This window comes from Microbispora sp. CA-135349 (genome assembly GCF_050947365.1).
Taxonomy (GTDB): Bacteria; Actinomycetota; Actinomycetes; order Streptosporangiales; family Streptosporangiaceae; genus Microbispora.
Map to the genome: position 1 here is coordinate 2,816,684 of NZ_CP192001.1, position 12,517 is coordinate 2,829,200.

Genomic DNA, 12,517 nt, shown 5'->3' on the forward strand with positions numbered 1-12,517 from the left:
CCTACGGCTGCATGCCCAGTGACCATGATCCATGAAGAAACCGCAGATCAGGCAGGGTATCCCTGATCAAACCTGGTAGGGCGGGTGGGACTTGAACCCACGACCCACGGATTATGAGTCCGATGCTCTGACCGGCTGAGCTACCGCCCCGCAATGGTGGAGTCTCTCACAACTTAGCGGGAGAGGGGATCGGCGCGCGGAGGTGAGCGGCGGCCTTCGGCCCTGGGCGTAATCACACCCGGCTCGTCCTGTCGGTTGATCGTCCGCGCTGGGGCCTGATTGTTCCTCTGCGAGTCATGCGCCGTATGTCCGGGTATGTGACGTATGAGGCGACATCGCGCCACACGACGGCTCTGCGAAACGTGGCTCCGCAACGAATCGGAGGGTGCCCCGTGGGGAGACGACTGGCGGGCGTCTGCGTGCTTCTCCTGATGTCCCTTCCCGCCTGCGGGCAGGGCGGGCCGCAGCCGGGAGCGGAACTCGGAGCGGTCGGTGACGTGCGCGAGGGCTTCACCGTCGGCCTGCTGCTTCCCGGCGAGGGACCTGACCGGCCTCTGTTCACCCGGGCCCTGGCGTCGCTGTGCCCGCGCTGCCACGTCCAGTACGCGAACGCCGGGGGTGATCGGGCCCGGCAGGGACGGCAGATCGGCCGGATGCTGGCCGACGGCGTGCGGGTGCTGGTCCTCGGCGCGGTGGATCCCGAGGTCGCCGCCCCCTGGGTGGCCAGGGCCAAGCTCTCGGGGGCGAAGGTCATCGCGTACGGCCGGCTGGCGAACGGGCCGGTGGACGCCTACGTCGCGACGGATCCGGCACGCGTCGGGCGGGAGCAGGCACTGGCGCTGCTCGGGGCCATGAAGGTCGCCGGGCCGGTGCTGCTTCTCAACGGACCCGCCTCGGACCCCTACGCCGCGAGGGTGAAGCGGGGCCTGCACGCCGTGCTCGACGGCCGGGTGAGGGTCGGCTGGGAACGGGACGTGGCACGGCCGGAGGAGGCGGTGGGCGAGGTGGCGGCGGCCGTCGCCGCGCTCGGTGGGCCCGCGAAGGTGGCGGGCGTGTGCTGCGCGAGCGAAGCGGCGGCGGAGGCCGTCGCGGCCGCCATGGCGAGGACGGGAATGGCCGGGGTGCCGTTGATCGGGTATGGCGGGCGGCCCGCCGCGCTGGGACGTGTAAGGGCCGGCACGCAGACGGCCACTGTGGGCACCGACGCCGCGGCCGAGGCGTCCGCCGCCGCCAAGCTGGCGGTCGAGCTCGCGGGCGGCAGGACGGTGTACGGCACGGCCGTCGTGGCCAACGGGACGACGGTTTCGATCCCGGCGGTGCTGGTCCCGCCCGCCGTGGTCACGAGAACGGCGACTCACAAGGCCCCCGAGCACGGGACCGCCCGCAGACAGAGCGCGCCCCCGCACTGATACGTCCGCGCTCAGCCGGCATGCGGTGTGGGGCGCATGCCTTCGAGCAGGGTGGCGAGGTAACGGCGGGCGGTGTCGACCCGGTCGGCGGGGGTGCCGCCGTGGACGGTCACGGCGTGGGCGATGCCGCACATGAGCGGGACGAGGTCGGTGGCGGCGAGGTCGGGGCGGACGACTCCGGCATGGCGGGCCCGCTCGAGCAGCGCCGTGCCGGCGGACGCCAGCGACTTCTTGAGTTCCGTGGTGCGCGGCAGGGCGTCCGTGGTCGCCGCCGCGACCGGGGGCAGGGCGGCGTCGGTGACCTGTGCTTCGACGATGCGGTGCAGGAAGCCCTCCAGAGCACGCCGGGGGTCGGCGTCGGCCAAAGCCTGCTCGCCGTGCGCGGCCAGGGCTTCCAGGCAGGGAGCGGCGACGGCCTCCAGCAGTGCCTCGGGGGTGGCGAAGTGCCGGTAGACCGTGGCGACGCCGAGGCCTGCCCGGCGTGCGACGTCGTTGAGCTGCAATGCCGTGCCCTGGTCGACCAGGTCTCGGGCGATGGCGACGATCCGCTCCCAGTTGCGGGCGGCGTCTTTGCGCAGCTGCGTGCTCGTCATGTGGGAAGAATCCTGGATGCTCGTCGTGGTTCACGGGCTCGTCCGATCATATGCGGGCGTTCCGGGGTGGGAGCCCGGCGTGTGCCCCGGGAGAGCGACGAGAACGAGCCGGCGCTGACAGGGCGACACGGCGGGCGCCCGGGGACGCGCCTGCGGATGGTCAGGCGTCCGTTCCGGCCGCCACAGGCGCGTGGGTTTCGCTGAGCAGGCGTACGGCCTCGGCGATGCGGCGGTCGGTCGCCGCGCGGAACGGGGCGACGGGGTGAGCCTGGGGCCCGATGACGAGACCGGTCCGGCCGGTCAGCGCGTGGTCGGTGGCGGCGGTGATCGAGGGCCTGGCCGCCGCGGACGCCGGACCGGAGGTGGAGCGTTCGAACGTGCGGCGCACCAGCGGCCACAGCAGCCGCAGGGCGGGAGAGACGATCCTCGGGTCGGTCAGGGTGCCGTTGGTCATGTCGGTCGCGGCGCCCCCGGGATCGGCGGCGAAGACCGACACGCCCGTGCCGTCCAGCCGCCTCGCCAGGTCGAGCGTGTAGGCGAGGTTGGCGAGCTTGGCGCGGCCGTACCAGTGGAAGCCGTAGTAGCCGCCCGGCGGCTCGACGGCGTCGAACACTCGCTTGGCGGTGCCGACCGCGCCCGAGGTCACGTTCACGATCCTGCTCGGCGCCCCGGCGGTGAGCGTGGGCAGCAGCAGTTCGGTCAGCAGGTACGGCGAGAGGTGGTTGACGACGAACGACGCCTCGACGCCGCCCAGGTCGGTGCGCTCGGCGAACATCGCCCCGACGTTGTTGACCAGCACCGTCAAGGGTTCCCCCGACGCGGCGTGCTCGGCGGCGATGCGGCCGGCCAGCGCGCGGACCTGGTCGAGCGAGGCGAGGTCGGCGGACAGGAACCGGCCGGGGTGCGCCGGTCGCGTCGCGTTGATCCGCTCAACCGCCCTGGCTCCCCGGCCGGGGTCGCGCCCGACCACAGTGACCGCGAACCCGGCGGCGGCCAGCCCCAGCGCGGTTTCCAGGCCGATGCCCCCTGTGCCGGCCGTGACCACGGCTGTCTTCGTCATGAGCCCCTCCATCCAGATAACCGGATAGTTCATCCGGTAAGTGGGACGGTAGCACAATCGGATGAACTATCCGGTTCGTTCGCGAGCCGTATGCCTGCCGTCCAGGTCCGTCCCCCGGTCCGCGGACCAGGACGGCACGCTCCGCGGCCCGGCCCCGAAGGCGTCGGCGCACAGTTGTGCGAACCAGCCCAGGCCGGGCAGCAGCAGGACCCAGCCGGCGAGCGCCCAGCCGAGGTGGAGGTGCGACGCGGCGTGGGCGAGGGCCGCCACCCCTTCGGCCCGCAGCCCGTCCGCGCGCTCGTACGTCATCCGGCGCAGGCCATGGGGATGTGCCTCGGCCGGGCGCACCCGGAGGGCGACCGGGGCGTGGCGCAGGATCCATCCGCCGACGGGCGCGCACTGCCCGCACGTCGCCGACACGTGGACGACCGCCGCCGTCATGACGGGCGACGGCCGCAGGCGGGGCAGCCAGGCTCGTACGGACGCCCGATAGGCGACCCAGGCGCCGCCAAAGCGGCCGGCGAGTTGCTCGCCCTCGTGCCATGCCGCGAGCCCGGCGCCGTACGCGACGGTCACGCATGCCGCCGCGAGGAAGCGGACGTCCAGAACGCCGAGCAGCAGGTAGCTCGCGACCATCGACACCTGCATCGGATTGCGCACATAGGCGTACGGCCCGCTGGTGACGAGGCGGCGCGGCGCGTCGTACGGCAGCGGCGTGCCGCCGGCCGCCGCGAACTCCCGGACGGCCGCCAGGCCGAGCGTCAGCGGCACGGCCAGCACCTGGACGCCGAGGCCGGCGAGCCAGCCGGGCTGCCGCCACACCCCGGTGAGCGCGGCCGGCAGCCCGAGCATGAGCCCGCCCGCGAGCATCGCCTGGAGCGTCGCCCGCCCGGCCACGGCGACGCCGCGTACGGTCCAGCGGGCGAGCAGAAGGCCGGGCACCAGACCGAGCGCCACCGCGAGCGCCTCGCCGTACAACCAGTCGCCGCCGAGCCGGACGAGCGGGCGGGCCAAGGGCATGAAGGCGAGGTCCAGCCAGGCGAGCGTGAGGACGGTCAGTGGAAGCGGGAGGCGGCGGGCCGCGCGCGCGGGCAGCACCCCCCACGGCAGGGCCCCCCACAGCAGCGCCCAGCCGAACAGCAGGTCCACCGGGACCCCCTCCACCACCGCGCCCTGGGCGGAGAAGGACCACCAGCCGGCCCGCACCGCGATCACATTGACCGGGGCGAGGGCGAGCAGGTTCCAGGCCGTCGCGAGGATCATCGCGGCGACCGCCCGCTCGGACGGCCGGCGTACGGCTGTCGCGGCCAGGACGGCGGCGAGCGGGCCGAACAGGGCCGCGCCGCGCAGGAGCGTGACAGCGGCATCCGTCACCTGTGCCGGCGCGTTCGTGATCATGAGGTGAAGGTCGCGGCGAGATAACCGGCCGCCTGCGTCGCGGCGTACCGCTGGAGCGGCCCGAAGTACCAGCCCGGGTCGAAGGTGCGCCGGTAGCGGAAGGCGACCTCCAGGCGGCGTCCCCGCCAGCGGAACTCGGCCTCGCGCAGGTCCATCCAGCGGGCGAGGGTCGTGTCGCGCTCCACCCGGAAGACCGCACGGCCGGGGGAGCGCTCGGCGACCCGCAGCGTCATGGCGCGCGGTTCGAGCGGGGCGTTGATCCCAAGGGACCGCCGGGGCGTGAACGTGATCGTACGGGTGTCCCCGACGGCGAGCCCGTGCCCCTCGGCGCCGAGCGGCCGGGGAAAACCGAGCCGCAGCAGCGGCGAGGTGACCGGGCCGAAGGCGGGCGGGCGGGCCAGGGCGGCCTCGAGGTCGACGTCCCGCGTCGCCGTGGCGACCGCCGTGACCTCCTCGTCGCGCGGCAGCGAGGTGAACGGCGTCGCGCCTTCCAGCAGGGCGGCCAGCAGCAGCGGAGCGACGACGGCCACGGCGTGCCGGTTCTGACGGCGGACGTAGTCGACGGCGTTTCCGACGATGAAGGCGACGAGGAAGAAGAGCGGAGCCGACATCAGCAGGCAGACGACGCCCTCGCCGAGCATCGGCCCGGCCAGTGCGAGGCCGATCGTGGTCGTGGCCATGGCGACGCCTGTGGCGCTCTTCGGCCGCGCCGTCAGCGCCACGGTGATCGCGATGGCCATCGGGATGCCCACGTAGAACAGCGAGGTCTGCTCCAGGCGGCCCGCGTGGAGCACCACGTAGAGCAGGTAGGCGGCGAACAGCCCGGCCAGCATCACGACCAGGACGAGCCGCGGCCGCCCCCGGTTTTCCGTCTCCATACGGCGCTCCTTGAGCGATGGATTTAATCGATTGATTAAACCGTATGATGAGGATCGAGGGTGTTGTCAAGGGAGGCGGATTGACGGGCAAGCGGGACTCGGGCGCGGAGACGCGCGACCGGCTCATCGAGGCGGCGGCGGAGACGTTGAGGACCCAGGGGTACGCGGGCACGAGCGCCCGGACGATCGCGAAGACGGCGGGCGTCAACTCGGCGCTGGTCTTCTACCACTTCGGCGGCGTCGATCCGCTGTTGCTGGCCGCGTTCGACCGTTCGTCGGAGGAGCGCATGCGGGCCCACCGGGAGACGGTCGCGGGGGCCTCGACCCTGGAGGAGCTGGTGGAGGCGGCGACCAGGGTCTACAGGGCCGACATCGACGGCGGGCACATCACGTTGTTCTCCGAGCTGGTCGGCGCCAGCATCGCCCGCCCCGAGCTGCGCGCGGAGATCGTCAAACGGGCCGATCCCTGGATCGACTTCGTGGAGCAGACGCTGGAGCGGGTCATCGGAGGCTCACCGCTGGCGCGGCTCATGCCGCCGCGTGACGTGGCGTACGCCGCGATCACCTTCTACCTGGGCGTCAATCTGTTCACGCACCTCGACGCGGACCGTACGCGGACCGAGGCGCTGTTCGGCCTCGCGGCGCGGGTCGCGCCGCGCGCCCGTCTGCTCACCCTGAGGATGCCCCGGCGCCGCCGTCCGCCCGCCGCCGGCTCGCCGAAGGGAACGCCGGAAGGGACGCCGGAATGAAAGAGCCGCGGTCGCATCGGCGATGCGACCGCGGCCGGGGGAGTCTCACTCCTCTTCGTCGGAGGGGGCGGGAGCGTCGGACGGGCGCAGTCGTTCCCAGAGCAGGAACGCGCCGCCGACGACGAGCATCGCGATGCCCGTCCACAGGTTGATGCGGATGCCCTCGGCCTTCTGGATCTCCTGGGCGCCGTCGAACAGGCCGGTGACCGTGAGGATCAGTCCGTACACCAGGAACAGACCACCGATCACCCGGCGGATGTCGAACAGCCGTTGCGGGGCGGCCATGGAAACCTCCTACAGGAAGGGCAGGTAGAACGCCGCGGCGAGGACCACCGCCCCGGCGCCGAGGATCACGGGGGAGCGGTACCAGGCGGCGTCTCCCGCCAGCGCGTCGTCGGAGACGGACGCGTCGCTCAGGCCGTAGACGAGCCCGCGCAGCTCGCTGTCCGGCTTGGGGGTGGTGGCGAGCGTGACCACGACGGAGACGATCGCGTCGACCACGAAGGCGATGCCGGCGCCCCAGAAGCTCGCGTTCAGCTCGGTGCCGAAGTCGAACACGCCCGCCTTGTAGAGGATGTACGAGGCGAAGGCGCAGACCGTGCCGCTCAGCAGGCCCCAGAAGCCCGCCCAGGCGGTCATCCGCCGCCAGAACAGGCCGATGATGAACGTCGCGAACAGCGGGGCGTTGAAGAACGAGAACAGCGACTGCAGGTAGTTCATGATGTTGCCGAAGCCCGCGGCGATGAACGCGGTGCCGATTCCGGCGAGGACGCCCACCACGGTCGCGACGCGGCCGAGCCGCACGTACCACTCGTCGGGGTGGTCGCCGTTGATGTGCGCCTTCCAGATGTCCTGGGTGAAGACCGTGTTGAAGCCGCTGATGTTGGCGGCCATGCCGGCCATGAACGACGCGAGCAGGCCGGTCACCGCGACGCCGAGCACGCCGTTGGGCAGGAACTCGTTCATGAGCAGCGGGATCGCCTCGTTGTACGTCGGCCCGCCGTCCTTGCCGAGGTTGTTGAAGAGCACGAGCGCGACGAGACCGGGGATCACGGTGACGATCGGGATCACGAGCTTCGGGTAGGCCGCGACGATCGGGGTCAGCCGGGCCGCGTTGGTGTTGCGTGCCGACAGCGCGCGCTGCACCTCGGCGAAGTTCGTGGTCCAGTAGCCGAAGGACAGCACGAAGCCGAGGCCGAAGACGATGCCGATCCAGTTGGCGTCGAGCGGGTTGCCGGTGCCGGCGGTGTGTGCCCAGGTGTGCAGCCCGCCCTCGCCGAGCACGCTCTGCTTGACCTTCTCGCCGAGTCCGGAGAAGCCGCCGACCCGGGTCAGACCGATGATCACCACCGGCACGAGCCCGGCGACGATCACGAAGAACTGCATGACCTCGTTGTAGATCGCCGAGGACAGGCCGCCGAGCGTGATGTACGCCAGCACGATCGCGGCCGACACGACGATCGACAGCCACAGCGGCCACCCGAGCAGGGCGTCCATGATGAGCGCCAGCGCGTACAGGTTGATCCCGGCGATGAGGATCTGCGCGACGGCGAAGGTTCCGGCGTTGAGCAGCTGGGTCGCCCCGTTGAAGCGCCGGCGCATGAACTCGGGGACGCTGTGCACCTTGGACCGGTAGTAGAACGGCATCATCACGACGCCGAGGAACACCATGGCGGGGACCGCGCCGATCCAGTAGTAGTGCAGGGTCATCGCGCCGTACTGCGCGCCGTTGGCCGCCATGCCGAGGACCTCGGTCGCGCCGAGGTTGGCGGACATGAAGGCCAGGCCGGTGATCCAGGCGGGAAGTGCGCGGCCCGAGAGGAAGAAGTCCAGACTCGTCCGTACGGCCCGCTTGGCGGCGAAGCCGATTCCCAGTACCACGAGGAAGTACAGGGCGAGGATCACGTAGTCCAGGACGTTGACGTCGAGCCGCAGATCCTGTGCGGCCAGCAATTGGGCATCAGGCACGCCACGCCAGCTACCCGCAGGTATCGGCCTTTCACAACCGTCGCCCCTGTATACCCAATCGTGACAAAAGCCCAGGTGAGGACAGCGCAAAGCCGGTGGAAGGCGCACGGCGGAGTCCTGAGTGGCGGGGGAGCAGGGGGGTAGGCGAGGGAGAGCAGGACGACACCGACGAAGGGAGGCACGTCATGGCCGACACACCGAACCCGATCCAGCTGCAGAAGCACCTGAAGGGCGTCGACTATCCGGCGGGCAAGTCGGACCTGATCCGCACGGCCCGCGACCAGGGCGCGGACGACACCGTCATCAACGCGCTGGAACGCATCCCGGACCGGCAGTACGACGGCCCCAACGCGGTCAGCAAGGCGGTCACCGAGGCCAAGTGAGAGGTGGTCCCGGCGTGGGGCGGCCGGTGCGGGACGAGGCGTTCCCGCGCCGGCCGCCCGCTCGCGTCGCCTCCTCGTGTCTCGGCGCGGCCGGAGCGCGGGTCAGAAGGCGCGGGTCAGGGGGCACGAACCAGGGGGCGCGAACCAGGGGGCGCTGGTCAGGACCAGACGGCGGCGATCGGCTCGGCGAGGGCGGCGGCCTGGTTGATCCCCGCCTCGAAGGCCGGTCCCCACAGGGCCGGGTCGAGCACGTTCTGGCCGAACACCGCGACCGCCGCCTCGTCCGGATGGACGACGTGCGACGCCGCCGCGCCCGCCTCCGCCATCTCGGCGTCGAGGACGGCCCGGGGGGTCAGGTTGCCGAGCGGTTCGAGCACCACGAGCGCGCGGGCGCCCGCCGCGAGGTCGGCGTTGGTCGCCGAACGGACCCCGCCGTCCACGTACTTGCGGCCGTTGATCTCCACCGGCGGGAAGACCATCGGCACGGCGCAGCTCGACGCGACGGCGAGCACCAGCGGCGCGCCGGAGGACCGGTCCCACACCACGAACTCACCGGTGGCCGCGTCCACACTGGTGATCAGCAGCTCGCGCTCGGGCCACTCCTTGACCGGCAGCCGTTCGCCGACCGCCGCGAGCCGGTCGGCGTAATGGTCGACCCTGGCCGCCAGGGCCATCTGGCCGACCCGCCGCCGGGCCTCCCGCCTGTCGAGGTTCGGGTCGAACATGATGGCGAACGCCTGCATGACCTCGTTCATGTGATCGATGGCCGGGGGCGGGCCCGTGTCCACCTTCGCCTGGTGGGCGACGGCCTTCTCCAGGTCGGCGCCGGTGGCGACGAGCGTGCCGACGACCGAGCCGGCCGATGTGCCGATGATGCGGTCCGCCGTCCCCAGGTCCACGCCGAGGCGGCGCAGGCCGGTGACGATTCCCGCCTCCCAGGCGATGCCGGCGACTCCTCCGCCGCCGAGCACGAGAGCAGTAGTCATGCCGGAATTATGTTCCACCAGTCGCCGTACTCCGGCCGAATCATGACAAAACGCGCTGCATGGAGGCGGTCCGCCGGGCGCTGAAACCGGTTGCGATTTGTCTGGACGCCAAACTATTGACGCGGCTTCGGCGGATGTGTGAATCTTCCCTTCAGATTTCCATGCACGTGGCAGAAGGACGGTCAGGGTCCCCACCTGGTCGTGCATGGCCGGTTGTCCATGCTCGGAGGGAAAACCGTCCATGCGAAGATTCGCAACCATGCTCGTGGTCGCCGCCGTGGCCCTGGTCACGGCCGTGATCAGGATGAGCCCGGTGTCGGCCGTCACGGCCGATCCGTACACCTTCAAGAACGTCCAGATCGCCGGGGGCGGCTTCGTGCCCGGCATCGTCTTCAGCCCCGTCCAGAAGGACCTGATCTACGCGCGCACCGACATCGGCGGCGCGTACCGGTGGAACCAGTCGTCCCAGACCTGGACGCCGCTGCTCGACTGGGTCGGCCAGTCCAACTGGGGCTACAACGGCGTCGTCAGCGTGGCCCCCGACCCGGTGGACGCCAACAAGGTGTACGCCGCCGTCGGCATGTACACCAACAGCTGGGACCCCAACAACGGCGCGATCCTGCGCTCGTCGAACAAGGGCGACACCTGGCAGGTGGCCCCGCTGCCGTTCAAGCTGGGCGGCAACATGCCCGGCCGCGGCATGGGCGAGCGCCTCGCCGTGGACCCGAACAAGAACAGCGTCCTCTACTTCGGCGCGCCCAGCGGCAACGGCCTGTGGCGGAGCACCGACTCCGGCGCGACGTGGTCCAAGGTGACGAACTTCCCTAACGCCGGCAACTACGTCGCCAGCCCCGGGGACGCCTACAACGGTGACAACCAGGGCGTCGTCTGGGTGACCTTCGACAAGCGCACCGGCACGTCGGGCAACGCCACGCAGACGATCTACGTCGGCGTGGCCGACAAGAGCAACACGGTCTACCGCACCACCAACGGCGGCACCTCGTGGGAGCGCGTCGCCGGGCAGCCCACCGGCTACATCGCCCACAAGGGCGTGCTCGACACGGTCAACGGCTACCTCTACATCGCCACCAGCGACACCGGCGGCCCGTACGACGGCGGCAAGGGCGACGTGTGGCGCTACGCCACCGCAACCGGCACCTGGACCCAGATCAGCCCGATCCCGTCCAGCAGCGGCGACGACTACTTCGGCTACAGCGGCCTGACCATCGACCGGCAGAACCCGAAGACCATCATGGTCGCCACCCAGGTCTCCTGGTGGCCCGACGCCATCTTCTGGCGGAGCAACGACAGTGGCGCGACCTGGACCCGCATCTGGGACTGGACGTCCTACCCCAACCGCAGCTTCCGCTACAAGATGGACATCTCGTCCGCGCCGTGGCTGACCTTCGGGACCAACCCGCAGCCCCCGGAGGTCACGCCCAAGCTCGGCTGGATGAACGAGTCGGTGGAGATCGACCCGTTCAACTCCGACCGGATGATGTACGGCACCGGCGCGACGATCTACGGCACCACCGACCTCACCAAGTGGGACTCCGGCGGCCAGTTCACGATCAAGCCGATGGTGAAGGGCCTGGAGGAGACCGCCGTGCTCGACCTGATCAGCCCGCCGACCGGCGCCCCGCTGATCAGCGCGCTCGGCGACATCGGCGGCTTCCGGCACACCAACCTCGACGCCGTGCCGTCCATGATGTTCACCCAGCCCGTCTTCACCTCCACGACCTCGCTCGACTACGCCGAGACCAACCCGAGCGTGATGGTGCGGGCCGGCAACTTCACCGACTCCGACCGGCCGAACGACAGCCACGTGGCCTTCTCCACCGACGGCGGGGCCAACTGGTTCCAGGGCACCGAGCCGGGCGGCGTCAACAACGGCGGCACCGTCGCCGCGGCGGCCGACGGCAGCCGCTTCGTGTGGGCGCCGGGCGACCCCGGCATACAGGTCGTCTACTCCGTCGGCTACGGCAACAGCTGGAGCGCATCCAGCGGCGTCCCGGCGGGCGCGATCGTCGAGTCCGACCGGGTGAACGCCCAGAAGTTCTACGCCTTCTCCGGCGGCAAGTTCTACGTGAGCAGCAACGGCGGTGCGAGCTTTGCCGCCACCGCGGCGACCGGGCTGCCCACGACCGGCGTGCACTTCAAGGCGCTGCCCGGCAAGGAGGGCGACATCTGGCTGGCCGGTGAGGGCGGCCTGTGGCACTCCACCAACTCGGGCGCCTCGTTCACCAAGCTGTCGAACGTCGGCAGCTCGATCAACATCGGCTTCGGCAAGGCGGCGCCCGGCAAGACCTACCAGGCCCTCTACCTGATGGGCACGGTGGACGGCGTGCAGGGCCTGTTCCGGTCCGACGACACCGGCGCGAGCTGGGTGCGCATCAACGACGACCAGCACCAGTACGGGAACGCGGGCGAGGCCCTGACCGGCGACCCGCGGATCTACGGCAGGGTCTACCTCGGCACCAACGGCCGGGGCGTCATCTACGGCGACCGCACCGGCGGGACCTCGCCGTCCCCCTCGCCCTCGGCGTCCGCTTCGGTCTCACCGTCGGCGTCCCCGTCCGTGTCTCCCTCCGCGTCCCCCTCTGTGTCCCCGTCCGCCTCGCCCTCGCCCAGCCCGTCGCCCTCGCCCAGCCCGTCCCCGAGCCCGTCGCCTTCGGCGAGCCCGTCGGGCAGCGGCGGCAAGGCGTGCTCGGCGACGTACAACGTCGTCAACCAGTGGCCGGGCGGCTTCCAGGGCGAGGTCACGGTGAAGAACACCGGCAGCGCCTCGATCAGCGGCTGGAGCGTCAAGTGGGCCTTCGCGAACGGCCAGACGATCAGTCAGCTCTGGAACGGCACGGTGAGCCAGTCCGGGGCGAACGTCACGGTCACCAACGTGAGCTACAACGGCTCGGTCGGCTCCGGGGCGTCCGCCACGTTCGGATTCCAGGCGAGCTGGAACGGCGCCAACGCCGTGCCGTCGCCGGTGACCTGCGCCGCCTCGTGAGATAGCACGGCCCATTTTTCAGCCCAGTGAGAACGGCCGGAGCCTTCGAGGCTCCCTCGTCCTGTTGTCCGAATCGTGGCACGGTTTCA

Annotated in this window: 11 protein-coding genes and 1 tRNA gene; 4 read left to right on the plus strand and 8 right to left on the minus strand. The window is 71.1% G+C overall.

Annotation, left to right across the window (positions count from 1 at the left end; translation table 11 throughout):
- Positions 1 to 73 precede the first annotated feature (73 nt).
- A tRNA-Ile gene (locus ACQPZZ_RS13285) sits at positions 74 to 150 on the minus strand.
- 242 nt (positions 151 to 392) lie between these two features.
- Between ACQPZZ_RS13285 and ACQPZZ_RS13290 the strand changes: the two genes are divergently transcribed.
- Complete coding sequence (locus ACQPZZ_RS13290; RefSeq protein WP_432931995.1) at positions 393 to 1,409, plus strand: substrate-binding domain-containing protein; 1,017 nt, start codon at positions 393 to 395, stop codon at positions 1,407 to 1,409.
- 11 nt (positions 1,410 to 1,420) lie between these two features.
- Here ACQPZZ_RS13290 and ACQPZZ_RS13295 read toward each other — a convergent pair whose 3' ends face one another.
- The 4 genes from ACQPZZ_RS13295 to ACQPZZ_RS13310 all read right to left on the minus strand — a co-directional run bounded on the left by ACQPZZ_RS13295 (position 1,421) and on the right by ACQPZZ_RS13310 (position 5,338).
- Complete coding sequence (locus ACQPZZ_RS13295) at positions 1,421 to 2,002, minus strand: TetR/AcrR family transcriptional regulator (RefSeq protein WP_432931997.1); 582 nt, start codon at positions 2,000 to 2,002, stop codon at positions 1,421 to 1,423.
- Between the two features lie 160 nt (positions 2,003 to 2,162).
- Positions 2,163 to 3,062, minus strand: a complete 900-nt coding sequence (locus ACQPZZ_RS13300) for an SDR family NAD(P)-dependent oxidoreductase (RefSeq protein ID WP_432931998.1) — start codon at positions 3,060 to 3,062, stop codon at positions 2,163 to 2,165.
- Positions 3,063 to 3,128: 66 nt separating this feature from the next.
- A complete protein-coding gene (locus ACQPZZ_RS13305) occupies positions 3,129 to 4,460 on the minus strand; it encodes a methyltransferase family protein (RefSeq protein WP_432932000.1) in 1,332 nt (443 codons plus the stop codon).
- A complete protein-coding gene (locus ACQPZZ_RS13310; RefSeq protein WP_432932001.1) occupies positions 4,457 to 5,338 on the minus strand; it encodes a hypothetical protein in 882 nt (293 codons plus the stop codon). The genes ACQPZZ_RS13305 and ACQPZZ_RS13310 overlap by 4 nt, the downstream gene beginning before the upstream one ends.
- Before the next feature lie 47 nt (positions 5,339 to 5,385).
- Between ACQPZZ_RS13310 and ACQPZZ_RS13315 the strand changes: the two genes are divergently transcribed.
- Positions 5,386 to 6,087: a TetR/AcrR family transcriptional regulator gene (locus ACQPZZ_RS13315; protein WP_432934376.1), complete on the plus strand. Its 702-nt coding sequence runs from the start codon at positions 5,386 to 5,388 to the stop codon at positions 6,085 to 6,087.
- 45 nt (positions 6,088 to 6,132) lie between these two features.
- Here the strand turns inward: ACQPZZ_RS13315 and ACQPZZ_RS13320 are convergent, their stop codons facing one another.
- On the minus strand, positions 6,133 to 6,372 hold the full coding sequence (locus tag ACQPZZ_RS13320) for a hypothetical protein (protein WP_363646112.1): 240 nt from the start codon (positions 6,370 to 6,372) through the stop codon (positions 6,133 to 6,135).
- A 9-nt stretch (positions 6,373 to 6,381) separates the two neighbouring features.
- On the minus strand, positions 6,382 to 8,055 hold the full coding sequence (locus ACQPZZ_RS13325; protein WP_432932002.1) for a sodium:solute symporter family protein: 1,674 nt from the start codon (positions 8,053 to 8,055) through the stop codon (positions 6,382 to 6,384).
- A 185-nt stretch (positions 8,056 to 8,240) separates the two neighbouring features.
- Here ACQPZZ_RS13325 and ACQPZZ_RS13330 point away from each other — a divergent pair, with 185 nt between their 5' ends.
- The gene (locus tag ACQPZZ_RS13330) at positions 8,241 to 8,438 is read left to right on the plus strand and encodes a DUF2795 domain-containing protein (protein WP_432932004.1); all 198 of its coding nucleotides are present in this window, start codon (positions 8,241 to 8,243) and stop codon (positions 8,436 to 8,438) included.
- A 158-nt stretch (positions 8,439 to 8,596) separates the two neighbouring features.
- Here the strand turns inward: ACQPZZ_RS13330 and ACQPZZ_RS13335 are convergent, their stop codons facing one another.
- Positions 8,597 to 9,424: a patatin-like phospholipase family protein gene (locus tag ACQPZZ_RS13335; protein WP_363646109.1), complete on the minus strand. Its 828-nt coding sequence runs from the start codon at positions 9,422 to 9,424 to the stop codon at positions 8,597 to 8,599.
- A gap of 241 nt (positions 9,425 to 9,665) precedes the next feature.
- Here ACQPZZ_RS13335 and ACQPZZ_RS13340 point away from each other — a divergent pair, with 241 nt between their 5' ends.
- Positions 9,666 to 12,428 carry a cellulose binding domain-containing protein gene (locus ACQPZZ_RS13340; protein WP_432932006.1) on the plus strand — a complete coding sequence of 921 codons (2,763 nt, stop codon included), beginning with the start codon at positions 9,666 to 9,668 and terminating at the stop codon, positions 12,426 to 12,428.
- The last annotated feature ends 89 nt before the right edge of the window (positions 12,429 to 12,517 follow it).